The sequence below is a fragment of the Lentzea sp. NEAU-D7 genome (genome assembly GCF_026242055.1).
Taxonomy (GTDB): Bacteria; Actinomycetota; Actinomycetes; order Mycobacteriales; family Pseudonocardiaceae; genus Lentzea.
Window position 1 is genome coordinate 83,312 of record NZ_JAPJDL010000033.1, and the last position, 26,071, is coordinate 109,382.

Consider the following 26,071-nt stretch of genomic DNA (forward strand, 5'->3'; position numbering starts at 1 on the left):
CTCATCCTTCGAGAACGTCGGCCACGACGAGGTCCAGGCGGGCGAGCCGCACACCGATCCGCGCGGAGGCCGCCGCCAGCACCCGGCGCCGCACCTCGTCGTACACCTGGTGCGTGACGAGCCCCGCGGTGATCGCGATGCTCAGCTCGACCTCGATCACCGGGTCCGACACGGTCGACTCCGGCGCTTCCGCGACACAGCACGCGCGCGCTCGCACGCCGTCCACGCCATCCGCCGCGTACCGCAGCACCGCCGCGACGGCGCGCGTGCTGATCCGGGCCAGGCCGTCACCGGGCAACGGCACGACGTCGGACCTCCGCGCATCGGCGCGCACCGCGGACATCACACGGCTGACCAGGTCGAACGGCGGCTCGATCTCTTCGCGGACCATCTCTTCGGTGGCCGCGCGCAGCACCAGGAGGCTCTCTCTCACGGCCGCGCAGTGCGGGCACGAGCGCGTGTGCTCGTCAGAAAGGTCGATCGCCTCCCAGACTTCTTCGACGTCCCGGCCGCACGGCAGGACGTAGTCGGACGTCACCGCCACGGCGCCATCACCTCCGCGAGTTGTGCCCGTGCCCGCGCGAGCCTGCCGCGCACCGACTGCTGGGTCGTGCCGATCGCCTCGGCGATCTCGTCGTAGGACCGGCCGTGGACCTCGCGCAGCACCCAGCACGCCCGCTGTTCCGGCGTGAGGTCGCGCAGTGCGGCTTGCAGCGCGTCGAGCTGCGCGTTCACCTCCACCGCGCGTTCGGGCCGGGTGCGCGGTGCCGCCGACTCCTGCTCGTCGAGCTCGGTGTCGGCGTGCGGCTTGCGCTTGCGCAGCACGTTCAGGCACTGGTTGGTGGTGGTGCGGTAGAGCCAGCCGAGGAAGGCCCCGTCGTCGTTGAGCTGCCCGAGCCGCCTCCACGCGGTCAGGAACACGTCCTGCACCGCGTCCTCGGCGTCACCGCTGCTGCCCACGATGCGCAGCGCCAGCCGGTACATCGGCCTCTGGTAGCGGCGGACGAGCTGCTCATAGGCACGCATGTCGCCGTCACGAGACCTTGCCACCAGCGTGGCATCGTCGAGTGCGGCTGCTTCAGCCACGCCCATGCGCACACCCCCGCCCAAATTTGCTTCGTCGCCCGATGGACACGTTCGATCGCGGAACGTCACGCGGTTCCCAGATTTCCCGCCGGTGACCACACTCACCCGGTTTTCACCCGACCGTGGCGTGACGAAGGGACGGCGACGCGTATCGAACAGACGTCAGACGAACTTCAAGGCCAGGAGGACGCGATGTCGCTGTCGGACAAGATCGGCAACAAGGCGGAAGAGCTCGGCGGCAAGGCCAAGGAGACCGCGGGTGAGGTCACCGGCGACGAGCAGCTCGCCAATGAGGGCCGCGCCGATCAGGCGAAGGCGGCCGTCAAGGACGGCGTGGAGAAGGTGAAGGACGCCGTCGGCGGGGTCGTCGACAGCGTCGCGAAGCACCTCAAGAAGTAGTACGGACCTCACTCGCGACGACGCCGTCGAGCTCGCGCACGAAGTCGGCGCCGAAAGCGCTGGACGGCGTGTGCGAGCCGGGCGCCACTTCGGCGATCCTGCCGATGGCGCGGAGCACGGAGTCCGCGGTGAGGCTGTAGGCGTTCGGGGTGGTGATCGCGCATTCGACCCTCGTCTGCGCGTCCCACGCCTCGCCGTACACCTCGGCCCTGGTGTTCGCGCGCTTGCGCTCGTCAGGGCCTTTGACCTTGCCGGCGACGGTCGTGGCGAGGTTCTGCACGAACGACGTCCGCAGCACGGGCGCGAAGACCTGCTGCAGCTGACCGAGCATCCCCGGCACGGTCGTGAACGTGGTGATGTTCGGGATGCCGGTCGAGCGGTAGGCGGTGCTCACGTCGCCCCACGGGATGCTGCCGACCTCGCGCGGCCCCGACCGGAAGTGCGCGGTGCGCCTGCGGTGGCCGATGCGGACGCTCCTCAGCTCGCCGTTCACGCGGATCCGCCCGCCCACCGCGGCGGCCTCGACGGACGTCTTGGTCGTGCCCGCGCTCGCCCCTCCCCCGACGACGAACGCGAGGTCGAGGTGCGTGGCGGACGGCAGGGCGTTCTTCAGGATCGCGGCGAGGCAGTCCGTGGGCACGACGTCGAACCCCGCACCGGGCAGCAGCACGATGCCCGCCTCGCGCGCCTCGGCGTCCCTCAGCGCGACGGACTCGAAGACGTCGATCTCACCGGTGATGTCGAGGTAGTGCGTGCCGGTCCGCAGGCAGGCGTCGACCATCGCACCGGACGTGCGCGAGAACGGTCCCGCGCAGTGCACGACCGCCTCGACGTCCTCGAGGTTCGCCCGCGCCTGGTCCAGGCCGAACGCCCGGTGCTCCAGCCCCAGCGCGGCGGCGATCGGCTCGACCTTCTCGAGCGAGCGTCCGGCGAGCACAGGCCGCTCCCCGCGGGCGACCGCGAGCTCGGCGATGAGACGTCCGGTGTAGCCGTTGGCGCCGTAGACCATCCACGTCATACCGCGACCCTACCGGCGAGTAGCCCGTCGGGCGCCGACCAAAGAGCCGATCAGCAGCAACGCGCCGAGCCCGATCACCGGCAACCCCCACAGCATCCGGCGCTGCCGCAGGTCGGCGCAGATGTCCACATAGGCCGGACCGGCCGCGGACGCCACCGGCTCGTCGAACCCGAGGCCCAGGCTGTTGCCGCACGGGATCAGCGCCCCGCTCGGCGCCTCGACGGCCAGCATCACGAACAGGATCGCACCCCCACCGAGCAAGAACGCGAGACCGACCACGACGGCGAAGGTGCGCACTGACATGAGGAAAAGTTACGTCTCAAATGGACTTGAGGATAGCCCTGGTCAGACGCATTGGGGTTGATCCCCTAATCCCCCGCTAAACACCCCCGCGCCCCGATGCGGGCGAGAACGCGTACCGCTGCTCCACCCGGCCGTCACGCGGATGCGGCACGGGGTCGCCGACCTTGGTCCAGCCCAGGCGTTCGTAGAGCCGCACGCCCCGGACGTTGTCGACGTAGACCATCAGCTCGGCCTTCTCGTACCCGTTCTTGATCAACACTTCGGGCAGCGCCCGCAGCAACGCCTCGCCGACGCCCCTGCCCCACGCGTCGGGGTGCACGCCGACGTAGTTGACGAAGGCGGTGTTCGTCTCTTGTGGACCCCCGGCGAGGAAGCCCACCGCCCGGCCGCCTTCCCGGGCGAGCAGCAGCAGCGAGGGCTCCTTCGCGAGAGCGCTCTCCAGCCCTGGCCGCGCCAGTTCGAGCGACGGAACCTCGTCGTAGCCGTCCCTCGCCGCGACCGCGTGCGCCCAGAGCAACGCGGCCGTGTCGACGTGCTCGGGACCCCCTTGAATGATCTCCATCAGGCCAGCTTGTCAGCGCCTGAGCACGACCGGTAGCGATTTGAGGCTGGCCATGATGTCGCTGTGCGTCACCTCGGGCTTCCCCTCACCCGCGTGAACGGTGCGCGGGAACCGGCTCGTCAGCTGCCGCAGCACGGTCTCGGTCTCCAGCCGCGCGAGCGCCGACCCGAGGCAGAAGTGCGGACCGTGCCCGAACGTCGCGTGGCCGGTCGTCGCGCGGTCCAGCCGGTACTCGCCGGCCTTCTCGTGCGCCCGCGGGCAGCGTCCGGCGGAGCCGAGGTTGATCAGCAGCAGCGTGTTCTCGGCAACGGTCGTGCCGGCGATCTCGACCGGTTCGGTGGCGATGCGATGCGTGGCGCTGCGGACGGGCGGGTTGTGGCGCAGCGTCTCCTCCACGAGCCGCGGCACCAGTCCGGGATCTTCAGCGACCTCGTGCCACAGCCCGTTGTCCAGCGCGTCGTGCACGACGTTCGCGATGAGGCCCGCCGACGTCTCATGGCCGGCGACCACGAGCAGGAACGCCATCGCCATCAGCTCGTCGTGGCTGAGGCGGTCCCCGTCGTCATCGGCGGCCGTGGCCAGCACCCCGAACAGCGACCGCGGATCCAGACCGTTGCCGCTGAGCAGCCCGTGGAAGTAGCCACCCAGCTCGTCGCTGGCCGGCTGCGACACCTCGGGTTCCATCGACATCATCGTCTCGATCAACCTGCGGACGTGCGCGCGATCCTGCGCCGGCAGCCCGAGGACCTCCCCGATGACGTGCATGGGCACCGGCACGGTCAGTTCCTTGACGAGGTCGATCTCCTCGTTCTCAGGAAGCCCCCCGATCAGTTCCGCGCTGATCTCCTCGATGCGCGGCGCGAGCTGCTGCACCGCCTTGCCGTTGAACGCCTTCACCGCGAGCGCCCTGAGACGCGCGTGCTGCGGGTTGTCGCTGTTGAGCATGCTCGGCCCGAACAACCCGGCAAGGTTCTCCTGAGCACTTCCACGTTCCGCGAGCTGCCGCTTGATCTCGCGTTGCAGCTTCGCGCTGTCCTTGGAGAGCCGCTGGTCCGCGAGCAGCTGGCGGGTGAGCTCCAGCCCGACCGTGACCACCTGCATCCTGACGCCGTTGGGCAACGTCACGGGATGCAGCGGCCCTTCTTCGCGTGCGTCGTCCTCGATCCGGTGGTGGTCACGTGCGCGCAAGTCGCCGCCGGTCAACAGGTTCGACATGGCCGGTCTTCGCCTCCGTTTGGATTCGACTAAGACCGTTCTACCGGGCTACTGCAGCGCGTCCAACGCCCTGATCGTCTCGACCGAGGGCAACCGGGGCGGCTCCGCGGCGATGGCCTTCCGCCCGAGCACCCACTCCGGCAGGTGGTGCCGGAGCGCCGCCCGCCCCGAGGCCGTGATGTCGACCGGCGCCGCCATCCCGTGGTCCAGGCGCTGCTCCGAGGTGATCCAGTCGCGGAGCCGCATGATCTCCAGGTCGTCCGCGTCCCACTGCTTGGCTGGCCGGTGCTCCAGGTACCAGCTCGTGGCGCCGCGGTGCACGCCTCCCTGCTCCACCAGGGCGAGCAGCTTGATCTGCTCCTGCGTGACGGTGGCAGGGACGGGCTTCGCGGCCTTGGCCTTGCGCTTCACAGGTCGTGGTCCTTCAGAGGTGGCGGGCCCGAACGTCCCCCGACGAACTCGCACAAGGTACTGCACTGCCCCTAGTCGTTCCAGATGGTGGCCAGCAACACATGTGAAACACTTCAACCTTCGAGACCAATTCGACGCAACGCCCCTTCTCTCGTGACAACACGCGGTTATCGACGTAGCGATGCAACGTACTTGTCGACGTCGAACCCGTGATCCTCAAGACGCTGGCGAGCCACACGCAGTTCTTCTTCGGAAAAGAGCACCGCGTACTTCGGACGGAGTACGTAAGCCTCGACACTGTGGCCGAGCTCGCCTGCTTGCCACAGCCGGATGAAACCATCATGGGTATGAGGCCCGCGGAGCAGTATCTGCGCAGCGCCAACGCCTTCGTGAAGTGCCACCATTTCTATGAAAGCCTTGGCCCGATACCGGATCTTGTGCACCAAGTAGCGGTAACTCTCGTGCAGGTCTCGCGTGAACTCGCGGGCAAGCTCCTCGATGTTCGGCTCTGTGCCAGCCATGCGACCACTCCTCATCAGGTGGTGCACTTATCGTTCAACTGCCGATGCGCGTTAGCGAGCAACAGCAGCTGAACTCACATGACGTAGAGGACTTGCGTCTTACGGCGGCACTCGTGGGTGATGTGCTCCGCTGCTCCCCTGCACGGGAAGCTGCACATCTATCGCCGAGTGCTGGACGATGCAAAGCGTCTTCTGGAGCCAGGATGGACAGGATTTCAGAACCAGACAGAAGTCAGGGCCCCGTGGTGTCCGCGGCGCGGCGTGTCGCTGGAGGCTTGGAGGCGCGCCGCAGAAACCACGCAACCGCTCCGCCAGCGACTGGACTACCTACGCGGCCGCCGGAACTGCGATCAGCAATGAGACAACGAAGAACACTCTGGGAGCATCCACCATGACGTCCCCACACGGTGTCGATACGGCAGACCGACGAACGCGACACCGCAGCACTAGCGACCTTGCGGCGAGCTTGGTCGGAAGAACAGGCGGGGCATCCGCTCGACGACGATCTCTTCGAGGAAACTTCGCTCAGTGGTACGCGACGGAAGCGCCGCGCCGGGCGACGTTCGTGGCCGAGCTCGACGGCGAAGCCATCGGCATGATGAACCTCGCCCTGTTCGAACGGATGCCCAGACCGGGACGACCAGCCAGCCGATGGGCATACCTGGGCAACGCGTTCGTGCTCGCCGCTCCCCGCAACCGCGGAGTCGGAACCACCCTGCTCAACGCAGGCATCGCGCACGCTCGCGACCGTCGCTGCGCCCGGATCGTCCTGTCGCCCAGCGAACGCTCGGTGTCCTTCTACCAACAAGCCGGCTTCGGCCCAGCCACCATGCTGCTCGCGCACGTCCTGGACAGTTGACCAGTGGCACGGGCCGATCACACAGCTACACGACAGGTGCTCGCCGCCCTCAGAGGCGCCAGCGAGAACTGGTGGGCGCGACAGGGTTCGAACCTGCGACCGCTCGGGTGTAAACCGAGTGCTCTTCCGCTGAGCTACACGCCCCAACCCCCAAGCGCGCCGAAGCGCAGGGGTACAGCTACATCATGCCCTGAGAGAGGCTACGGCCTTCTTCCAGGCGTCCTGATCGCGGGCCTGACCGGGCGCGTTCACCTCGGCGAAGCGCACGACGCCGGAGACGTCGATCAGGAACGTGCCCCGCAGCGCCATGCCCACGGCCTCGTTGAACACGCCGTAGGACTGCGCGACGGCTCCGTGCGGCCAGAAGTCGGACAGCAGGGGGAACTGGTAGCCCTCCTGGTTCGCCCACGCCTTCAGCGCGAACGGCGAGTCCACGGAGACGCCCAGCACCTGGACGTTCTCGTCCTCGTAGGTCCCCAGTTCGTCACGCAGCTGGCAGAGCTCGCCACGGCAGGTGCCGCTGAAGGCGAACGGGTAGAACACCAGCAGCACGGCCTTGGAGCCTCGGAACGACGACAACGTCACACGTTGCTTGTTGTAGTCGTCCAGCGTGAAGTCCGGGGCCTCCGAACCGACCTCGACCGCCATGAGACAGACCCCTCCGGTGCGACAAAGGACCACGAGCGGGTGAGCGCCCGTGGTTCAACCCTATGCCAACGAAGGTCAGCGCTTGGCCTTGGCCGACTTCGGCCACACCAGGCGGATGCCCGCCCAGTCGTCGCCGACGCTGATGTTGGAGGTCTGCGACAGGCCAGCGGTCGGAACCGCTTCGGCGACGTCGCTCGGCTCGACGTGGCCAGGGCGGCCGGTCTTCGGGGTGAGAACCCAGATCACGCCGTCCTCGGCGAGCACGCCGGTGGCTTCGAGCAGGGCGTCGACCAGGTCGCCGTCGTCCTCCCGCCACCAGAGCAGGACGACGCTCACCGTCTCGTCGGCATCCTCGTCGAGGAGGTCGCCCCCGATCTGCTCCTCGACAGCGGCACGCAAGGCGTCGTCGACGTCCTCGTCCCAGCCGAGTTCTTGGACGACCATGCCCGATTCGATCCCGAGCTTCTCGGCGACGCCGATCTTGCCGGCGTCTTCCGCGGCGACCACGGTTTTCACTCCTCCAACTACGCAAGAGCGACAGCCCTAAGACTGCCGCCAGAGTCCGTTACTCGGGCTAGCGAACACTGTCGGCTACCTCCGGCGCAACTGTTGACCACGTGACACGCCGTAAGGGGGACCCCTGTGGAGATCTCTACACGGGCATGAGGCACGCTCTACATACCTCTTATCGCGCGCGCGTGAGCGACACGATCCAGAACTACCGACCGGTAGCGATGACGAAGTCGTCGCGCAAGGACAACGATAGGGGCGCGTGGCACGGTTTCCGGGCCAGCGCGAGTACCGCCAACGAAGCCGAGGAGACACCTTGAGCCCGCAGAACACCGGCCCCGAGCGGGTGCGTGTCATTCGCGACGGTCTGGCAGCGCACCTGCCGGACATCGACCCCGAGGAGACCTCGGAATGGCTCGAGTCGTTCGACGAGGTGCTCAAGGGCGGCGGTCAGCAGCGGGCCCGCTATCTGATGCTGCGGCTGCTCGAACGCGCTGGTGAGAACCAGGTCGGCATGCCCTCGCTGATCAGCACCGACTACGTCAACACCATCCCCACCGAGCGGGAGCCGTGGTTCCCCGGTGACGAGGAGGTGGAGCGTCGTTACCGTGCGTGGATCCGCTGGAACGCCGCGATGACGGTGCACCGCGCGCAGCGGCCCGGCGTGGGTGTCGGTGGACACATTTCGACCTACGCCTCCAGCGCCTCGCTCTACGAGGTCGGCTTCAACCACTTCTTCCGCGGCAAGAACCACCCCGGTGGCGGCGACCAGATCTTCATCCAGGGTCACGCCTCCCCCGGTGTCTACGCCCGCGCCTACCTCGAGGGCCGCCTGTCCGAGCACCAGCTCGACGGCTTCCGCCAGGAGTACTCGCACGCCGGACCGGGTGGCGGCCTGCCGTCGTACCCGCACCCGCGCCTCATGCCGGACTTCTGGGAGTTCCCCACGGTCTCCATGGGCATCGGCCCGATGAACGCGATCTACCAGGCGCGGTTCAACCGCTACCTGCGCGACCGCGGCATCAAGGACACGTCCGACCAGCACGTGTGGGCGTTCCTCGGCGACGGCGAGATGGACGAGCCGGAGTCGCGCGGCCTGCTGCAGCTCGCCGCGAACGAGCAGCTCGACAACCTGACGTTCGTGGTCAACTGCAACCTGCAGCGCCTCGACGGCCCGGTGCGCGGCAACGGCAAGATCATCCAGGAGCTGGAGTCGTTCTTCCGCGGCGCCGGCTGGAACGTCATCAAGGTCGTCTGGGGCCGCGAGTGGGACGCGCTGCTGCACGCCGACCGCGACGGCGCGCTCGTCAACCTGATGAACAACACGCCTGACGGCGACTACCAGACGTACAAGGCGAACGACGGCGCGTACATCAAGGAGCACTTCTTCGGCCGCGACCCGCGGACGAAGGCGCTCGTCGAGCCGATGACCGACGACGAGGTGTGGAACCTCAAGCGCGGCGGCCACGACTACCGCAAGGTCTACGCGGCCTACAAGGCGGCGACCGAGACCGTCGGCCAGCCGACCGTCATCCTCGCGAAGACGATCAAGGGCTACTCGCTCGGCAAGCACTTCGCGGCGCGCAACGCGACGCACCAGATGAAGAAGATGACCCTGGACGACCTCAAGGGCTTCCGGGACAGCCTGCGCATCCCGATCTCCGACGAGGTGCTCGAGAAGGACCCGTACCTGCCGCCGTACTACCACCCCGGGCAGGACAGCCAGGAGATCCAGTACATGCTGGAGCGCCGCCGTCAGCTGGGTGGCTTCCTGCCGGAGCGCCGCACGAAGTCCAAGGCGCTCGTGCTGCCGGGCGACAAGGTCTACGAGGGCATCAAGCGCGGCTCCGGCAAGCAGGAGGTCGCCACGACGATGGCGTTCGTCCGGCTCGTCCGCGACCTCGCGAAGGACCCGGAGATCGGCCCGCGCATCGTGCCGATCATCCCGGACGAGGCACGAACGTTCGGCATGGACTCCATGTTCCCGACGCAGAAGATCTACAACCCGAACGGCCAGGCGTACACCTCGGTGGACGCCAACCTGATGCTCGCCTACAAGGAGTCCGAGCAGGGCCAGATCCTGCACGAGGGCATCAACGAGGCGGGTTCCACGGCGTCGTTCACGGCGGTCGGCACGTCCTACGCCACGCAGGGCGAGCCGATGATCCCGATCTACATCTTCTACTCGATGTTCGGCTTCCAGCGCACGGGCGACGGCCTGTGGGCGGCGGCGGACCAGATGGCGCGCGGCTTCGTGCTGGGTGCCACCGCGGGCCGCACCACGCTGACCGGTGAGGGCCTGCAGCACGCCGACGGCCACTCGCTGCTGCTGGCGCACACGAACCCGGCCGTCATCTCCTACGACCCGGCGTGGTCCTTCGAGGTCGCGCACATCGTCAAGGACGGTCTGCGCAGGATGTACGGCGAGAACGCCGAGAACATCTTCTACTACATGACGGTCTACAACGAGCCGTACGTGCAGCCGGCCGAGCCGGAGGGCCTGGACGTGGAAGGCCTCCTGCGGGGCCTCTACAAGTACCAGGACGGCCCGCAGACCGGTGGCCCGCGTGCCCAGATCCTCGGCTCGGGTGTGGGCCTCCCGTGGGCTCTCAAGGCCCAGAAGATGCTCGCCGAGGAGTGGGGCGTCTCCGCGGACGTGTGGTCCGCCACGTCGTACTCGGAGCTGCGCCGCGACGCCGTCGAGACCGACCGCCACAACCTGCTGCACGTCGACGCCGAACCGCGCGTGCCGTACGTGACGCAGGTGCTGAAGGACGTGCAGGGTCCCGTGGTGGCCGTGTCCGACTGGGCGTCGGCGATCCCGGACCTGATCCGCCCGTACGTCCCGACCGACATGACGACCCTGGGCACGGACGGCTTCGGCTTCTCCGACACCCGCCCGGCCGCCCGCCGCCACTTCCTGGTGGACGCGGAGTCCGTCGTCGTCGCCACGCTGGCCGCACTGGCCAGGCGCGGCGAGGTCGAGCAGGCCAAGGTCGTCGAGGCGGCCCGCAAGTACCGCATCGACGACGTGCAGGCGGCCGGCCCGTCCACGGGCGACGCGGGCCTCGCGTAGTCACCAGCTGAACCGAAGGGCCGCTCCGCACGCGCGGGGCGGCCCTTTTCACGCCCTGAGGGCGTACTCGGTGAACTGACCGGCGATGGTGAACCCCAGACGCCGGTAGACGGTCTCGCCGTCCTCAGAGGCCTGCAGGACGGCAATGCGGTACCCCTCGGCGCGTGCGGTGCGCAATGCGGCCACGGTGATGGCACCGCCATAGCCGCGGCGGCGCTCTCCGGCGAGGGTCGCGATGTTGTAGATCCCGGCGACTCCCGCGTGCAGGAACACCTCCGCCGAGCACACCGCGCGGCCGTCCACGTACCCGACGAGATAGCGCGCCTGGCTGGTCAGCGCATGCAGGGCGGCCTCGGCGTAGAAGCGGCGGACCGTCGCGGCGGGCGGGTCCCAGTTGGCGGCGAGGATCTCGGCATAGTCGGCGAGTTCCACCTTTGTGGTCACCCGCCGGATTTCGAGCCCTTCGACTCGAGGTTCGGGCAAGGCCGCGTCGGCGAGGTCCATCCACATCGCGGCTTCCGTCTCCGCGGCCGCGACACCCGCCTGCACCAGCACCGGGCCGAGGCCGGCCGGAGTGGAGGCCGGTCCGGCCCACCACGAGAACGGCCTGCCCGCCGCCCTCACAGCGCTCACGGTCTCCGCCACGCGGGCAGCCACGTCGTCCGGGGTGAACCGGGCCGCCGCGACGATGTTGAACGTGTCGTCGTCCAGGCCGCTGTCCGCGATCAGCAGGTCGTCCGTCTCGACGACGGACGTGTGCGGCAGGTGGCGGTGGAGGTGGCACGCGTGCTCGGCGAGGTTCAGCTCCATGCTCGCCAGCAGGTCGGCGGTGACCTGGCGCAAGGGTTCGTCGGCAGGCTCGACGTAGTCGTACTCGTCGACATCGAGCGAGGCACGCACGGACGCGAGGAAAGCGAGGGATTCGGCAGAGATCCACCAGCCGAGGTCTGCGCCTTCGCCATCGCGGCAGTAGCGCACGACGACCAGGCTGGCTGACGTGTCGGATGTCGCGGTCAGCGCGACGAGCTCGTCTTGGACGGGGCGCAGCCGGTCGACGACGTGCTGGATCTGCTCGTCGAGCCGTCCTGCGCCGCGGCCGACGACCTTCCACGCGTGCATCCGCGGAAGGTCGTACTCCGGCCGCTTGCTGCCGCGGACGAGCACCTCGTCCGGCTCCAGTCCCAGACGCTGAGCGATCTCAGCGGCGGACACGGTGTCGCTCGTGAGAGCGAAGTAGGCGTACTGCTCGACACGCACGACGCCCATCGGACCACGCCGCCGCAATCACCGGCGAGCGATATTCACCGCTAGCACTGGGCCACGGGCTGCGCCTTCAGGAGCGGCTCGTCGGCGCGGGCGTCCATCAGCAACGGGATCAGGGCACGCGCCTCCTGCTTCAGCGGCACGATGCGGTCACCGCCCCGCAGGTACTGCGACTTGACGCCGTGCAGAGCCAGTTCGTCCCGCACGTCGGCGTACTGCGCACCGGTGAGGACGTACCCGCACGGAGGCGTCGTGACGACGTCCGCGGGGTCGGGGGCCTGGTTGTCGGCCCCGCCGAAGTAGATCGGGCCGGACCGCACGGCCCGGGACGCGGCGTTGGCGGCCTCGATGGCCGGGCGGTTCGAGCCGACGAACGACTGCGTGCCGTCCAGCGCCTTCAGGTGCGAGTCGACGCGGAAGAGCGGCGTGTTGTCGACGTTGGTCTCGACCAGCAGGCCCATGCCGTGCTTCAACCCGCCCGTGTTGCGCAGGATGCGCTCCTGGCCGTCGCCGGCGACCTGGCGGACGGGCTCGCCGGTCACCGGGTCGACGTAGATGCCGTAGACGCCGGAGGTGCGGCCGGCGGCTTCGACGGACGGCCGCACGTAGGAACGGGACAGCGTCTCCGACAGGTCGTGCACGCCGTCGGCCACGTTGAGGTTGCGGGGCCACAGCCAGAGGACGTCCTTCACGTAGTACGGCTCGGAAGGGCCGAACTCGTGCAGGTCGTGGATGACGTCGGGCTGCCAGTCGCGGATCACGGAGGCCATCGCGCGGGCCTCGGCGGTGCGCAGCAGCAGGTGGTCGCGGTTGATGTCGATGCCGGCCGAGTTGCCGCGGGTGTCGGCCGCGCGGCCGTCCGGGTTGGCGTTCGGCACGAAGAGGTAGGTCGTGCCGGACGAGCGCGGCAGCGAGCGCATGCGGATCAGGCACGCCTCACGACCGGCGGGTTCGTCGCCGTGCTGGGAGCAGATGAAGAGAACCACCGTGCGCGCGGAGCGGGAGCCGACGCGCACGAGCTGCACGGGGCGGCCCTGGGCGGTCACCCCGATCTCGGTCACGGGCAGGCCGGTGGCGCGCAGGTACGCCTGTTCCTCGGCCTCGGTGGTCCACTTGCCGGTGAGCTCGAATCCGGTGCGCGGCTCGGGTGCGGCGACGGCCGGAACAGCTGCCAGCGACGAGACAGCGGTCAGCAGAGCGATCAACAGTCCCCTCATAGGGGAGACTTTGCCGCCTGTGTCAACCGGTTGGCGGTGCGGTTCCAGTCGACGAAACCGTGGATCACCAGGCCCGCGAAGATCAGGTAGACGAACGCGCTGAAGTACAGGCCCGACTGGATCTGCAGCGGCACGCCGACGGCGTCGACCACCAGCCACACCAGCCAGAACTCCACCAGCCCGAGGCCCTGCAGCGCGAAGGCCAGGATGGTGCCGATGAAGATCGCGGCGTCCGGCCAGGGCGCCCACGAGGCGTCCAGCGCGTCCAGGACCAGCGCGAACGCGACGGTGCCCGCGACGAAGGCGCCGACGATCGCGAGCCGTTCCCGCGGGGAGCCCTTGCGCACCACGACGCCGAAGACCGGGTCACGCCGGCGCACCCACGCGTACCAGCCGTAGACGGCGATCGCGCCGACGGCGACCTGCCTGGTCGCGAGGCCGCCCAGGTGGGCCGACAGGTAGACGGTGAAGAGCAGCGCGACCGAGACCAGCTGAACGGGCCAGGTCAAGAGTGAACGGCGCTGCGCCAGGAACACGACCGCGAGCGCCAGCACCTGCCCGACCAGCTCCGTGTACGCGATCTTCTGGCCGAAGATCGTCATTCCTGTCTCGTACCACACGGCTTGTTCCCCCGCGGTTCAGTCGCAGTACATCGGTGTTTCCTACGGTCGCACCATGTCATCTTCCTTAGCGCTCGCGCTCGTGCCTTTGTTCCTCACCGCTCCCGCGACGCCCGTGATCACGCCGACGGTCATCACGCAGACGTTCGAGGAGCCCGCGGACGCGGACGACCCGGCCATCTGGGTGAACCCGCGCAACACCGAACGCAGTGTGGTCCTGGGCACGCTCAAGGAAGGCGGTCTGGCGGCGTTCGACCTGAACGGCCGGACCATCGGCGTCTACCCGGCACCGCAGCCGCCGACGCCCGACGCGAAGCCCGGCCGCTTCAACAACGTCGACGTCCACGGCGACCTGGCGTTCGTCAGCGACCGCGGCCGCGACCGCATCCGGGTGTTCCGAGTGGACGAGAACGGCGCGAGGGACGTCACGAACCCCGCCACCGGGCCGGTGTTCTCCAAGACCGAGGCCGAGGTCGACGACCAGCACACCGTCTACGGCCTGGCCGCCGGGCGCGTCGACGGCAGGGACGTCGTCGTCACCAGCCGCCGCAACGAGACCAGCATCGCGCTCCTGCAGGTCGTGAAGGGTGCCCGGTACGACACCAGGAAGGTGTCCACTCTGGACCTCCCGAGCACCTTCACCCTGCCGGACGGCCGGCAGTGGACCGTGTGCGGCGAGCCCGGAGAGGGCCCGCAGGTCGAGGGCATGGTCATCGACGAACGCACGAACACCCTTTACGCCGCCCAGGAGGACGTCGGCATCTGGCGCATCCCGTTGCGCTCCAACGGTTTCGGCAAGCCGCAGCTCGTCGACAAGGTCCGCACCTGGGGCGCGCCGCAGAAGTACGACCCCGAGACCGAGGAGTGCGTGGCCGACGGCCCGAACCCCGGCTTCGGCGGCCAGTGGCTCGAAGCGGACGCCGAGGGCCTCACGATCGCGGGCGACGTGCTGCTCGCGTCCAGCCAGGGCGACTCGCGGTTCGTCGCGTACCGCAAGGCGGACATGAAGCCGCTGAAGGACTTCAAGGTCGACGGCGTCGAGCACTCCGACGGCGCGGACATCGTCCTGGGCAAGCTCAACCTGCTCGTCGTCCACGACGGAGAACGCCCGAACGGCACCGGATTCGCGTTCATCAGGTTCTAGTCTGTCCCGATGGGGACGCTCAGCCAGGACCAGCTCAACAGAGCACTGATCGAACGCCAGATGCTGCGCGAGCGCGCCGACATGAGCGCGCTCGCCACCATCGAGCACCTCTTCGGCATCCAGGCGCAGGAACCGAAGTCGCCCTACGTGGGCCTCTGGACGCGGCTGAACGGCTTCCAGCCGAAAGAGCTCGAAGACCTCCTGACCAACCGCGAAGCCGTCCGCATGCTCCTGATGCGCGGCACGATCCACCTGGTCAGCGCACGGGACGCGCTCGGCCTGCGGCCCCACACCCAGCTCAAGCTCGACCGCGAGCTGCAGAGCGGCCCGTTCGCCGCCCGCCTGAGAGGCCTCGACTTCGACGAGGTCGCCGAGGCGGGCCGCAAGATCCTCGACGAGACCCCGCAGGGCACCGCGGACGCCGGCAAGCAGCTGAAGGAACGCTGGCCCGACCGCGAACACACCGTCCTGGGCAACGCCCTGCGCAACAAGCTCGCCCTCGTCCAGCTCCCGCCGCGCGGCCTGTGGCACAGCAGCGGCAGGGCCGTCTGCACGACCGTCGAGAACTGGCTCGGCAGCCCGCAGCAGGCCATGGACAAGGAAGAGCTCGTCCTGCGCTACCTCGGGGCCTTCGGCCCGGCGACGGTCATGGACGCCCAGCAGTGGTCCGGTCTCACCAAGCTCGCCGAGACGTTCGCGGCGCTGCGCCCGCGGCTCGTGACGTTCCGCAGCGAGGCGGGCAAGGAGCTCTTCGACCTTCCCGACGCGCCGCGCCCCGGCCCGGACACCCCTGTCCCGGTGCGGCTCCTGCCCGAGTTCGACAACATCCTGCTCGCCCACGCCGACCGCAGGAGGGTCATCGCGGACGACCGGCTCGGCGTCGTCATCGGCGGCAAGCCCACGGTCCTCGTCGACGGCTACGTCGTCGCCACCTGGGCCCTGTCGAAGGAACGCACGATCTCCGTCGACTACATCGACGAACTGCCCAGGAGCAGGCAGAAGGCGGTCGCCGAGGAGTGCGACCGCCTTCAGGACTGGGTCAGGCGGAGCTAGGGCCTGTATCGAAGTCTGGTTCGATGGGAGTCGCGCTTGAGGTGGTTTCTGGTGGTGCGGCCGGACGGCCGGCATACCGGTGTTGTATGTGGGCCGTCCGGCCGTGCCGCCAGGGGCCGCCTCGGGCCCGGCTGTCGCGGATCAGATTTCGATACAGGCCCTAGGCCGCGACGTCGACGTGCGCGCCGTCACCGACGACCAGCCGGTGCTGGCGCGCCGAGCCGACGCGGGCCCGGCGCCCGATCAGCGACGTCTCGATCCCGGACACGTTCTGCACGGTGGCCTCGTTCAGCACGATCGAGTCGGCCAGCCCGGAGTCGACGATCCGGCAGTCCGCGCCGATCGACGTGTACGGCCCGATGATCGACTCCTCGACCAGCGTCCCGGCGCCGATGATCGCGGGCCCGACGATGCACGACCGCACCACGCGCGCACCCTCCTCGACCACGACGTCACCGATCAGCCGCGACTCGTCGTCGACGATGCCCTGGATGTCGGTCCGCAGCCCCATCAGCAGCTCGCGGTTGCACTCCAGCACGTCCTCGACCTTCCCGGTGTCCTTCCAGAACCCCGAGTACATGCGCGCCCGCACGTCGCGTTCGTGCGTCACCAGCCACTGCAGCGCGTCGGTGATCTCGAACTCGCCGCGCCACGACGGTTCGATCGCGTCGACGGCGGTGTGGATCGCGGGCGTGAAGAAGTAGACGCCGATCATCGCGAGGTCGCTGCGCGGCTCCTGCGGGTGCTCGATCAGCCGCGTCACGCGCGAGTTCTCGTCCACCTCCGCGACGCCGTACAGCCTCGGGTCCTCCACCTTGTCCACGAGCACCTGCGCGGACGGCCGCAGGCGCGCGAACTCGTCGGCGATCTGGCCGATGCCCTCGACGAGCACGTTGTCGCCCATGTACATCACGAAGTCGTCGTCACCCAGGAACGGCCGGGCGATCCGCACGCAGTGCGCCAGGCCCAGCGCCACGTCCTGCTGGATGTAGGTGATCGAGACGCCCAGGTACGAGCCGTCTCCGAACAGCTCGGAGATCTCCTGCGCGCCCTCGCCGACGACGAGGCCGATGTCGGTGATGCCGACGTCCCGCAGGTTCTCCACGACGTACTCGAGCACCGGCTTGTTCGCGATGGGGACGATCTGTCGAGGCAGCGAGTATCCGGCCGGGCGCACGCCCGCGGACAGCACAAGGGCTTTCATAGGTCCTCCACCGCGACGGAACAGTTCGGGTGGCTACGAGGCTGCGTGCGGGCACTGGACCGGAACTGGAGAACTGTCAGAACACCTGAAAGGGGCCGTGCGCAAGATGTTTGCGCACGGCCCCTTTCAGGAGGTGAGAACTACTTTGCCAAATATCTACTTGTCGGACATCGGGGTGCCCGACGGAGGGGTCGGCATGTCGCCCATCCGGCCGCCCACGGTCTGCGGCATCTCCTGCGACGCGCGCGGCATCGGCGACCGGGTCTGCGCCTCGTCCTGCACGCGGGCCAGCCAGCCCTCCCAGCGCGCCTGCATCGGGCGGACCAGGCCGCCGCCCACACCGATGACGATCACGCCGGCGACGGTGGCGAGCACGGCGATCAGGACCGGCATGGTCACCGAGATCGCGATGCCCAGCTGGTTGAGCGCCGCGATGACGCCGAGCGCCATCACGAAGCCGTAGGTGATGTTGCCCATCAGCTTCGTGTACGAGCGCTGGCCCAGCGCACCGGTGACGAGACCCTTGAGCGCGGTGCCGATGGCCGACGCGACGATCACGAGCACGATCGCGACGACGATGCGCGGCAGGTACGCGATGACCTCGTTGAGCAGCGTGCTGACCGGGTTCGAGGCGCCGAAGACGCCGAACGCCAGCTGCAGCGCGATGAGCAGCACGAAGTAGTACACGATCTTGGCGATCAGGCTGGACGCGTCCATCGACGACTGCCGCATCGCGCCGTTGAGGCCCGACTTGTCGACGAGCTTCTCGAAGCCGACGCGCTTGAGAAGGAACTGAACACCCTTGGCGAGCGCCTTGGCGATGAACCAGCCGATGACCAGAACGAGCAGGAAGCCGAGCAGCTTCGGCACGAACGTGGCGACCATGGCCCACGCCTGGCCCAGGCCCTCGGTGATTTGCGAGCCCACGGGCCCTCCTAGAACGAAAGTTGCGATGAGTGAAGATCAGACGGGGTGATCGTTTCGTGGATCACACCGCTCCACAACTTCGACACTGCTACACGAAAGGGTGGCTGACGTGGATTTTTGTCGTAACACAGTCCAGAGTGGAACTACCGGTGGGGACCGGGGAGAGGGAAGCGGCCCCCCCCCGCCCGGGGGGGGGCGTGCGCAAGTGCCGCCCCGGGTGTAGGGGGGGGGGGGGGGGGGGGGCCCCCCCCCCCCCCCGCGCGGGGGGGGCCGCTTCCACATGTCCGGCCCCTGTTCTAGGGGCGTGCGGAGAAGCCGCGGCCGTCCAGGTAGGCCTGCATCCCCTCCGGTGACAACGCGGGGGCGGTGCCTCCCTGACCGTCCTTCGGCACGTCGGGCCGGGGGTCGCCGGTGCACTCGGAACTGCTGCCCGGCAGCGCCCCGTCGACCAGGTACCGGTCGACCCTGTCGTCGACGCACTTGTTGCCGCCGTTGTAGAGGCCGTGCTTGCCCTCGTCGGTGACGGTGATCAGGTTGTGCCCGAGGCGCCGCGCCATCGCCGGCCCGCTCGCGTACTGCGTCTGCGTGTCGCCCTCGGACTGCACGACGACGCCGACCGGGTAGCCGTTGCGCGCGATCCTGACCGGCGGCTCCGGCGGGGTGAACGAGCGGAACGTGCACGTCATGGGTGCGGCCCGCACGATGCCGAAGCCGTACGGGTAGCGCTCGCGGAACATCCGCATGTCCTCGTAGTAGTTGTGCAGGTCGGTCGGCCAGTCCGACTCGCAGGTGACCGTGTCGAAGACGCCCGACCGCAGTTCGTCCAGACCGGTCTTCGCGAGCACCTGGGCCGCCTTGGCGCCCTCGGCGTTCGCCGGCTGCTCGCCCGACCAAAGCCTGGTGACGATCGACGCCAGATCGGACCACAGTGGACGGTAGCGGGCGCCGACGCCCATCGCGCCGTCGAAGGAGGAGCGGTCGTGCTCGCCGACCGGCGTCACGTGCAGCTTCGCGGCGACCTTCTCGACCTCGGCCAGCACCTCCTCACGCGAGCGGCCCAGCCCGAACTTCTCGTTGCGCTCCCCAACCCACGCCGCCCAGTTCTCGACGTCCTTGCGGTACGCGACGGCCTGCTGGCGGAACTGCTCGCGCCAGATCCACTCCGGGTGCACGGCCGAGTCGAGCACGCTGCGGTCGAGCCGGTGCGGGAACAGCGTCCCGTACACCGCGCCCAGGTACGTGCCGTACGAGTAACCCAGGTAGTTGATCTTCGATTCGCCCAGCGCGGCGCGCACGACGTCCATGTCCCGCGCGGTGTTCGCGGTGTTGATGAACTGCCGGATCCCGCCGCTGGACTTCTGACAGGCCTCCTCGGCCTCGCGCGCCTCGGCCGCCCACTTGCCGAACTCGCTGTCCGCGGGCCGCGACTCCGGCGCGGCGATCGCGGGCGCGCTGCGGCAGTTCAGCGCGGTCGACCCGCCGACTCCGCGCGGGTCGATGCCGATCACGTCGTAGACCTGGGAGAGCGCGGACTTCGCGAGGAACAGCGGCAGGCCGAGCCCCGAGCCGCCCGGTCCACCCGGATTGGTGAACAGCACGCCCCGCCGGCGATCGGCCGCCGCGGCCTTCTTGCGGCTGATCGTCAGGTTGATCCTGTCGCCGGCCGGTTTCACGTAGTCGAGCGGCGCGACGAGCTTGGCGCACTCCAGTTCGGCGAGTTTTCCCTCGCAGGGGGCCCACGTGACCGGCTGGGAGTGGAACTCGACGAGCGGGTCGGGTGGATCAGCGGCGGCGGTCGCGCTCGCGGTCAGGAGAGCGACGCCGCCCAGGACGAGTGCCGGGAACCTACGCAAGACGGAACCTCCGAGCCGGACGAACATGACCTCTGCTGCCCGAAGGTATGGCGGTTAATCCAGGTACATGGGTTCTGTCACCCATCCCGGTGATGTCACCTCAGTGGCCCTAAGCTGCGGGTATGACCAGCAGCAAGGCGAAGGAGGAGCACCCGCCGACGCTCTCCGCCCGCACCATGCGCAAGATCGAACGCGCGTCGGGCTCGCTCGCCACCGCCAGCGTGGCCGAGATGGAGCGGCGCCTGCCGTGGTTCGCGCGGATGCCCCCGGACCAGCGCGCGAGCGTCCTGCTGCTGATCCAGAACGGCGTGGCCGGGTTCGTGGAGTGGCTGCACGACCGGCAGCAGGCGATCAGGCTGACCGCGGACGCGTTCCGCAGCGCCCCCAAGGACATCTCCCGCTGGGTGAGCCTGCGCCAGACCGTCGAGCTGGTCCGGATCGCGCTGGAGCTGTTCGAGGAGCAGATGCCGCTGATGGCGGCGACCGAGGCGGAGCGCGCGCTGCTGATGGAGGGCGTGCTGCGGTACGGGCGCGAGATCGCCTTCTCGGCCGCCACCTCCTACGCGGCCGCCGCCGAGGCACGCGGTGCCTGGGACGCGCGGCTGGAAGCGCTGGTCGTCGACGGCGTCGTGCGTGGTGACCCGGAGGAGTCGCTGCTGTCCCGTGCCGCCGCCCTCGGCTGGGACCCGGCGCTGGAAGCGACGGTGCTGGTCGGCAACCCCGGCGGGGAGGACCCGCCCGCGATCATCTACTCGGTGCGCAGCAAGGCCGCCCGCGCGGGCCGTCCGGTGCTGCTGTCCGTGCAGGGCTCACGGCTGGTCGTCGTGCTCGGCGGCTCGACGGAGACCGGCGAGGACGTCCTGGGCCGCATCGCCGAGGGCTTCGGCGAGGGCCCGGTCGTGGCGGGGCCCACGGTGGCCAGCCTCGCCGAGGCTCATCGCAGTGCGAGCGACGCTCTGAGCGGGTTGCGCGCGGTGGTGGGCTGGCCCGCCGCTCCCCGGCCCGTCCGCTCGCTCGACCTGCTGCCGGAACGGGCGCTCGCAGGCGACCCGGAGGCTGAGTGGCAGCTCGTCGACAGGGTCGCCCGGCCGCTGGAGGACGCGGGCGGCGCGCTGCTGGAGACCGTGGACGCGTTCCTGGAGGTCGGCGGCGTGCTGGAGACGTGCGCGAAAAGACTGTTCGTGCACCCGAACACGGTCAGATATCGCCTTCGGCGCGTTCAGGAAATGACGGGAAGAAATGCACATGACGCTCGAGACGCGCTTGTGCTTCGCGTCGCATTGTCTGTAGGACGCCTAGCGCGGTCCCGGGGCCTGTGGTAGCGATCAGCCTGTGACGGACTTCGCACACATCCGTTAGGGTGAGGGCCAAACGATCCGTCACCGCACTGAGCTGGGCTTACGTCGCGGAGCGTTCACTTGACCGACACTTTTGTAGGGTCTCTACAAATACGATCGCAGTACTTAGTTCTTCACAGCATGGGGTGCCGGTGGGTTCACCAGCTTTAGTAATCGGCGTGATCGCACTCCTCGCGCCCGGACAAGGGTCCCAGACGCCCGGCATGCTCGCCCCCTGGCTCGAATTGGAGGGGGCCGAGAAGCAGGTGCGCACGTGGTCGGAGATCACGGGCCTGGACCTGGTGCGTCTCGGCACCACCGCCGAGGCCGACGAGATCGTCGACACCGCGATCACCCAGCCGCTCGTCGTGGCCCTCGCCGTGCTCGCGTTCGGTGAGCTGCGCCGCCGCGTCGAACTGCCCTCCTCCGTGATGGTCGGCGGCCACTCGGTCGGCGAGCTCGCCGCCGCCGCGGTCGCGGGCGTCATCAGCGCCGACGACGCCGTCGCACTGGCCGCCGTGCGCGGTGCCGCGATGGCGCAGGCGTGCGCCCTGGAGCCGACCGGCATGGCCGCGGTGCTCGGCGGCGACGAGCCGGAGGTGCTCGCGCGCCTCGAGGAGCTCGGCCTCGTGCCCGCCAACCGCAACGGCGCGGGCCAGATCGTCGCGGCCGGTCCGCACCCCGCGCTCGACGAGCTCGCGGCGAACCCGCCGGGCCCGGCGAAGATCCGCAAGCTGGCGGTCGCGGGCGCGTTCCACACCAGGTACATGGCGCCGGCGGAGGACGCGGTGCGCGCGCGTGCCGCCGAGGTCGTCACGCACGACCCGTCGCTGCCGCTGGTGTCCAACAAGGACGGTCAGGTCGTCACCGACGGAGCCGAGGTACTGCGACGCCTGGTCTCCCAGGTCACGAGCCCTGTCCGCTGGGACCTCTGCCAGGCCACCTTCGTCGAGAAGGGCATCGCCGGATCGATCGAGCTGCCGCCCGCCGGCGTGCTGACGGGCCTCGCCAAGCGTGCGATGAAGGGCACCGCGACCCTCGCCCTGAAGACGCCGGACCAGCTGGAGAAGGTCACGGAGCTGTTCGACACCGCGGGAGCCGACAAGTGACGGTCTTCCAGGCCCCGCAGGCGGTTGCGGGCAGCCGCATCATCGGCCTCGGCAGCTACCAGCCCGAGACGGTGGTCAGCAACCACGACCTCGCCGCTCGCATGGACACCTCGGACGAGTGGATCCGCGAGCGCGTCGGCATCGTCAACCGGCGGGTGGCGGCGAAGGACGAGGGCGTCGTCGACATGTCCGTCATCGCGGGCACCAGGGCGATCGAGGACGCGGGCCTCACGCCCGCGGACATCGGCGGCATCATCGTCGCGACGTGCACCATGCCGTCGACCATCCCGAACGCCGCCGCGCAGATCGCCACCAGGATCGGCATCCAGGCCGCGGCCGCGTTCGACCTGAACGCCGCGTGCGCGGGCTTCTGCTACGCCGTCGCGACCGCGGCCGACATCGTCCGCGGCGGTTCGGTGCGCAACATCCTCGTCATCGGCGCGGAGAAGCTCACCGACTGGACCCACCAGGACGACCGCTCGACCGCGATCATCTTCGCGGACGGCGCGGGTGCCGTCGTGGTCGGCGCCGGTGACACGAACGAGATCGGCCCCGTCGCCTGGGGCTCGGACGGCTCGATGTCCGAGGTCATCAGGATCGACGACCGCGACTCGTTCATCCACCAGGAGGGCCAGACGGTCTTCCGGTGGGCGACCACGCAGGTCGCCCCGGTCGCGATCCGCGCGGTCGAGCTCGCGGGGATCGAGATGTCCGACGTGGACGTCTTCGCCCCGCACCAGGCGAACCTCAGGATCATCGAGGCGATCGCCAAGCGCCTGCACAAGAATGGTGCGCGCGAGGACCTGAAGGTCGCTCGAGACATCGTCGAATCCGGCAACACCTCCTCGGCCTCCATCCCCATGGCGCTGGACCACATGCGGGCGGCGGGCGAGATCTCCTCCGGAGACGTGGTGCTGATGGTCGGTTTCGGCGCGGGCCTGTCCTACGCGGGGCAGGTGGTCCGGTGCCCCTGAGTACCATCCCGAGTTTTTCCATCGTTTCAATCGAAAGGGAACTTCAGTGAGCGAGAACGTCCTGTCCGGCCTTGCCGAGATCGTCGAAGAGGTCGCCGGCGTTGCCGCCGACGACGTCACCGCTGACAAGTCCTTCGTGGACGACCTCGACATCGACTCGCTGTCGATGGTCGAGATCGCCGTCCAGGCTGAGGACAAGTTCGGCGTGAAGATCCCGGACGACGAGCTGGCCAACCTCAAGACCGTTGGTGACGCGGTGAACTACATCACCAGCAACAAGTGACCTCGGGCATCGAGGTCGTCATCACCGGGCTGGGTGCCACCACCCCGCTCGGTGGTGATGTCACGTCCACCTGGGACGCCCTTCTGGCCGGCAAGAGCGGGGTTCGCCCCATGACCCACGACTGGGTCGAGAAGTACGACCTGCCGGTCAAGATCGCGTCGCAGCTCGTGGTGGACCCGACCGAGGTGCTCCCCCGAGTAGAGGCACGCCGCCTCGACCGCTCCGAGCAGGTCGCCATCGTGGCGTCCCGCCAGGCGTGGTCCGACGCGGGCCACGACGACGACACCGTCGACCGCCAGCGCCTCGCCGTGATCATCGGCACGGGCATCGGCGGCGCGATCACCCTGCTGACCCAGGACGACCTCCTGGAGCAGCACGGCCTGCGCAAGGTGTCGCCGCTGACCGTCCCGATGCTGATGCCGAACGGCCCGGCCGCGCACGTGGGCCTGGAACTGAAGGCACAGGCGGGCGTGCACGCCCCGGTCTCCGCCTGCGCGTCAGGCGCCGAGGCCATCGCGTGGGCCTACCGCATGATCATGTCCGGCGAAGCCGACGTGGTCGTGGCAGGCGGCGCGGAAGCGTGCATCACGGCCATCCCGGTGGCGGGCTTCTCGCAGGCCCGCACCATGAGCACCCGCAACGACGAGCCGGAGAAGGCCTCGCGCCCGTTCGACACGGGCCGCGACGGTTTCGTCCTCGGCGAGGGCGCGGGCGTCATGGTCCTGGAACGCCGCGACTTCGCGGAGGCCCGCGGGGCGAAGATCTACGGCCGCCTCGCAGGCATCGGCACCTCGGCCGACGGCTACCACATCACGGCCCCGGACCCCGAGGGCGTGGGCCAGTCCCGCGCCATCGCCGCGGCCCTGCGCTCCGGCGGCATCGACCCGTCCGACGTGGGCCACGTGAACTGCCACGCCACGTCCACCCCGGTGGGCGACGTCGCGGAGACCGTGGCGATCCGCAAGGCGATCGGCGACCACCCGATCCTGACCGCGCCGAAGGGCGCGCTGGGTCACCTGCTGGGAGCAGCAGGAGCGGTAGAGGCCATCGTGACCGTCCTGTCGATCCGCGACGGCATCGTTCCCCAGACCCTCAATCTGGAGAACCTCGACCCGGCCGTCACGCTGGACGTGGTGGCGGGCGAACCGCGCAAGATCAAGCTGGACGCGGCGGTGAACGACTCGTTCGGGTTCGGCGGCCACAACGTGGCCCTGGCCTTCACCCCGGCCTGAGCACGAACGCACCACCCCACAAGGCCCCGGCCCGCGATGCGGACCGGGGCTTTGTGCTTGCCCGCCAGGGGTTTCGGGCACGCTCGCGCAGGGGTCCCCTCGGGATGAGGCTCCCCCGCGACCCAACCTAGCGAGCAGGTCTGACAGTCCGGTGAGGACGACGAGGGCGAGGCACAGGCCGGGATGGACGGCGCCGCACCGCACCGCCCTGGGCCGGGTTGGACCGCCGGGAGCGGAACCGGGCCGGGCTGGGCCAAGCGGAGCCGGACCGGGCTGAACGGGGCCGGGCTGGGCGGAGCCAGGCAGGGGACGCTGATCGAGGCGCATAGGCGTAGACGCAGGGGCGAGGCACGCAGCGAGAAGGCGGAGACGCAGGGTGCGGCGCAGGCGGGCGGAAGCGCGTGCGAGGGGTAAGTGCGTGCGAGGCGCGGGTGCGGCCGGGGTGAGCTGAGGAACGAGACTGTGGTCCGGACGAGGGTGGGGCGGCCCATGTTCATGCGTGGCGGGCCAGGGCTGGGCTTGGCAGGCTCGGGTCGCGGTAGGGAACTGAGACTGGGCAGGACGCCGGGTCACGCCGGGACGGTCGGATCACACCGGGTGGGTCGCGCCGGGCTGGGTCTGAGCTGAGCCGGTCGGGTTGCACCAAGTCGGGCTGGGCTGGGTCAGACCGGGGTGGGTCGGACTGGGCTGAGTCGAACCGGCTGGGCTGAATCGGGCCGACTCAGGCCGGGTTGGGCTGGATCGGGCCGACTCAGGCCGGGTTGGGCTGGATCGGGCCGAGCTGGCCAGGTCGGGTCGGCTGGCCAGGTCGGGCTGGGCCGGGGTAGCCCGGTTGGACTGAGCTGGGCTGGGCTGGGCTGAGCTGAGCTGGGCTGGACCGGGCCGGGTTGGGCCGTGCCGGATTGGGGTGGGTCGCGCCGAACTTGGCCCAGTCGGCTCGATCCGGTCAGGCTGGGCCGCTTGGGATTGGGCCGGATCGAGCTGAGTCGGACTGGACCGGGTTGGGTTGGGTTGGGTTGGGTCGGAGCGAGCTGGATCAAGCTGGACCGGGCCCGGGCTGGGGTTCGATCAGCCAGATCGCACGCGATGCCGAAGGCGAGCCAGCCAACTCACCCGCGATGCCGAAGGCGAGCCGTCCGTACCAAACGGTCCGGGTGGGGTGGTCCCGTCACGAGTCGCACCTCAGCCCTTGCTGCATCTGAAGGGGAGGGTCAAGTCGACACGCTCTTCGTCGACTTGACCCTCCC

At 69.3% G+C, this 26,071-nt stretch carries 26 protein-coding genes and 1 tRNA gene; 10 read left to right on the top strand and 17 right to left on the bottom strand.

The window, feature by feature from the left end; translation table 11 throughout:
• Position 1 precedes the first annotated feature (1 nt).
• Positions 2-544 (bottom strand): Asp23/Gls24 family envelope stress response protein, encoded by a 543-nt coding sequence (locus ORI60_RS41625; protein ID WP_266043506.1) that lies wholly within the window; start codon positions 542-544, stop codon positions 2-4.
• Positions 535-1,086, bottom strand: a complete 552-nt coding sequence (locus tag ORI60_RS41630) for an RNA polymerase sigma factor (protein WP_266043507.1) — start codon at positions 1,084-1,086, stop codon at positions 535-537. The genes ORI60_RS41625 and ORI60_RS41630 overlap by 10 nt, the downstream gene beginning before the upstream one ends.
• Positions 1,087-1,278: 192 nt before the next feature.
• Here ORI60_RS41630 and ORI60_RS41635 point away from each other — a divergent pair, with 192 nt between their 5' ends.
• Positions 1,279-1,485, top strand: coding sequence for a CsbD family protein (locus ORI60_RS41635; RefSeq protein ID WP_266043508.1), 207 nt, complete (start codon positions 1,279-1,281; stop codon positions 1,483-1,485).
• Here ORI60_RS41635 and ORI60_RS41640 read toward each other — a convergent pair.
• The 6 genes from ORI60_RS41640 to ORI60_RS41665 form a co-directional block, all read right to left on the bottom strand.
• Positions 1,475-2,503 (bottom strand): saccharopine dehydrogenase family protein, encoded by a 1,029-nt coding sequence (locus tag ORI60_RS41640; RefSeq protein WP_266043509.1) that lies wholly within the window; start codon positions 2,501-2,503, stop codon positions 1,475-1,477. The two genes, ORI60_RS41635 and ORI60_RS41640, sit on opposite strands and share 11 nt — an antisense overlap.
• A gap of 9 nt (positions 2,504-2,512) precedes the next feature.
• Entirely contained in the window at positions 2,513-2,806 is a 294-nt protein-coding gene (locus ORI60_RS41645) for a hypothetical protein (RefSeq protein WP_266043510.1), read from the bottom strand.
• Positions 2,807-2,882: 76 nt separating this feature from the next.
• Positions 2,883-3,368, bottom strand: coding sequence for a GNAT family N-acetyltransferase (locus ORI60_RS41650; RefSeq protein WP_266043511.1), 486 nt, complete (start codon positions 3,366-3,368; stop codon positions 2,883-2,885).
• A gap of 12 nt (positions 3,369-3,380) precedes the next feature.
• Positions 3,381-4,583 carry a cytochrome P450 gene (locus ORI60_RS41655; RefSeq protein ID WP_266043512.1) on the bottom strand — a complete coding sequence of 401 codons (1,203 nt, stop codon included), beginning with the start codon at positions 4,581-4,583 and terminating at the stop codon, positions 3,381-3,383.
• A 48-nt stretch (positions 4,584-4,631) separates the two neighbouring features.
• Positions 4,632-4,994 carry a hypothetical protein gene (locus ORI60_RS41660; RefSeq protein WP_266043513.1) on the bottom strand — a complete coding sequence of 121 codons (363 nt, stop codon included), beginning with the start codon at positions 4,992-4,994 and terminating at the stop codon, positions 4,632-4,634.
• A 167-nt stretch (positions 4,995-5,161) separates the two neighbouring features.
• Positions 5,162-5,515: a hypothetical protein gene (locus tag ORI60_RS41665; RefSeq protein ID WP_266043514.1), complete on the bottom strand. Its 354-nt coding sequence runs from the start codon at positions 5,513-5,515 to the stop codon at positions 5,162-5,164.
• Between the two features lie 565 nt (positions 5,516-6,080).
• On the opposite strand from ORI60_RS41665, the gene ORI60_RS41670 reads away from it, so the two are divergent.
• Positions 6,081-6,374: a GNAT family N-acetyltransferase gene (locus tag ORI60_RS41670; RefSeq protein WP_266043515.1), complete on the top strand. Its 294-nt coding sequence runs from the start codon at positions 6,081-6,083 to the stop codon at positions 6,372-6,374.
• A gap of 69 nt (positions 6,375-6,443) precedes the next feature.
• Here ORI60_RS41670 and ORI60_RS41675 read toward each other — a convergent pair.
• The 3 genes from ORI60_RS41675 to ORI60_RS41685 all read right to left on the bottom strand — a co-directional run bounded on the left by ORI60_RS41675 (position 6,444) and on the right by ORI60_RS41685 (position 7,529).
• Positions 6,444-6,518: transfer RNA gene (locus tag ORI60_RS41675), tRNA-Val, on the bottom strand.
• 39 nt (positions 6,519-6,557) lie between these two features.
• Positions 6,558-7,022 carry a peroxiredoxin gene (locus ORI60_RS41680; RefSeq protein ID WP_266043516.1) on the bottom strand — a complete coding sequence of 155 codons (465 nt, stop codon included), beginning with the start codon at positions 7,020-7,022 and terminating at the stop codon, positions 6,558-6,560.
• Between the two features lie 75 nt (positions 7,023-7,097).
• A complete protein-coding gene (locus ORI60_RS41685) occupies positions 7,098-7,529 on the bottom strand; it encodes a DUF3052 domain-containing protein (RefSeq protein ID WP_266043517.1) in 432 nt (143 codons plus the stop codon).
• Positions 7,530-7,848: 319 nt separating this feature from the next.
• Here ORI60_RS41685 and aceE point away from each other — a divergent pair, with 319 nt between their 5' ends.
• Positions 7,849-10,608 carry a pyruvate dehydrogenase (acetyl-transferring), homodimeric type gene (gene aceE / locus ORI60_RS41690; RefSeq protein WP_266043518.1) on the top strand — a complete coding sequence of 920 codons (2,760 nt, stop codon included), beginning with the start codon at positions 7,849-7,851 and terminating at the stop codon, positions 10,606-10,608.
• A 48-nt stretch (positions 10,609-10,656) separates the two neighbouring features.
• Here the strand turns inward: aceE and ORI60_RS41695 are convergent, their stop codons facing one another.
• From ORI60_RS41695 to pnuC, 3 genes are read right to left on the bottom strand one after another with little or no spacing between them, the layout of a single operon-like run.
• Entirely contained in the window at positions 10,657-11,874 is a 1,218-nt protein-coding gene (locus tag ORI60_RS41695) for a GNAT family N-acetyltransferase (RefSeq protein ID WP_266043519.1), read from the bottom strand.
• A 41-nt stretch (positions 11,875-11,915) separates the two neighbouring features.
• Positions 11,916-13,088 (bottom strand): M14 family zinc carboxypeptidase, encoded by a 1,173-nt coding sequence (locus tag ORI60_RS41700; RefSeq protein WP_266043520.1) that lies wholly within the window; start codon positions 13,086-13,088, stop codon positions 11,916-11,918.
• Positions 13,085-13,690 (bottom strand): nicotinamide riboside transporter PnuC, encoded by a 606-nt coding sequence (gene pnuC, locus ORI60_RS41705; RefSeq protein WP_266043521.1) that lies wholly within the window; start codon positions 13,688-13,690, stop codon positions 13,085-13,087. The genes ORI60_RS41700 and pnuC overlap by 4 nt, the downstream gene beginning before the upstream one ends.
• Positions 13,691-13,763: 73 nt before the next feature.
• Between pnuC and ORI60_RS41710 the strand changes: the two genes are divergently transcribed.
• A complete protein-coding gene (locus tag ORI60_RS41710; RefSeq protein ID WP_266043522.1) occupies positions 13,764-14,852 on the top strand; it encodes a phytase in 1,089 nt (362 codons plus the stop codon).
• Positions 14,853-14,861: 9 nt separating this feature from the next.
• Positions 14,862-15,905 carry a winged helix DNA-binding domain-containing protein gene (locus ORI60_RS41715; RefSeq protein WP_266043523.1) on the top strand — a complete coding sequence of 348 codons (1,044 nt, stop codon included), beginning with the start codon at positions 14,862-14,864 and terminating at the stop codon, positions 15,903-15,905.
• 160 nt (positions 15,906-16,065) lie between these two features.
• On the opposite strand, the gene ORI60_RS41720 is transcribed toward ORI60_RS41715, so the two are convergent.
• The 3 genes from ORI60_RS41720 to ORI60_RS41730 form a co-directional block, all read right to left on the bottom strand.
• Positions 16,066-17,109, bottom strand: coding sequence for a glucose-1-phosphate thymidylyltransferase (locus tag ORI60_RS41720; protein ID WP_266043524.1), 1,044 nt, complete (start codon positions 17,107-17,109; stop codon positions 16,066-16,068).
• Positions 17,110-17,265: 156 nt separating this feature from the next.
• Complete coding sequence (locus ORI60_RS41725; RefSeq protein ID WP_266043525.1) at positions 17,266-18,036, bottom strand: mechanosensitive ion channel family protein; 771 nt, start codon at positions 18,034-18,036, stop codon at positions 17,266-17,268.
• 296 nt (positions 18,037-18,332) lie between these two features.
• Positions 18,333-19,889 (bottom strand): alpha/beta hydrolase, encoded by a 1,557-nt coding sequence (locus ORI60_RS41730; protein ID WP_266043526.1) that lies wholly within the window; start codon positions 19,887-19,889, stop codon positions 18,333-18,335.
• A gap of 122 nt (positions 19,890-20,011) precedes the next feature.
• On the opposite strand from ORI60_RS41730, the gene ORI60_RS41735 reads away from it, so the two are divergent.
• The 5 genes from ORI60_RS41735 to fabF all read left to right on the top strand — a co-directional run bounded on the left by ORI60_RS41735 (position 20,012) and on the right by fabF (position 24,824).
• Entirely contained in the window at positions 20,012-21,211 is a 1,200-nt protein-coding gene (locus tag ORI60_RS41735) for a PucR family transcriptional regulator (RefSeq protein ID WP_266043527.1), read from the top strand.
• A gap of 194 nt (positions 21,212-21,405) precedes the next feature.
• Positions 21,406-22,335, top strand: coding sequence for an ACP S-malonyltransferase (locus tag ORI60_RS41740; protein WP_266043528.1), 930 nt, complete (start codon positions 21,406-21,408; stop codon positions 22,333-22,335).
• On the top strand, positions 22,332-23,309 hold the full coding sequence (locus ORI60_RS41745) for a beta-ketoacyl-ACP synthase III (RefSeq protein ID WP_266043529.1): 978 nt from the start codon (positions 22,332-22,334) through the stop codon (positions 23,307-23,309). Before ORI60_RS41740 ends, ORI60_RS41745 begins: the two co-directional genes overlap by 4 nt.
• A gap of 46 nt (positions 23,310-23,355) precedes the next feature.
• A complete protein-coding gene (locus tag ORI60_RS41750; RefSeq protein WP_030474507.1) occupies positions 23,356-23,592 on the top strand; it encodes an acyl carrier protein in 237 nt (78 codons plus the stop codon).
• A complete protein-coding gene (fabF, locus tag ORI60_RS41755; protein WP_266043530.1) occupies positions 23,589-24,824 on the top strand; it encodes a beta-ketoacyl-ACP synthase II in 1,236 nt (411 codons plus the stop codon). Before ORI60_RS41750 ends, fabF begins: the two co-directional genes overlap by 4 nt.
• Positions 24,825-26,071 lie beyond the last annotated feature (1,247 nt).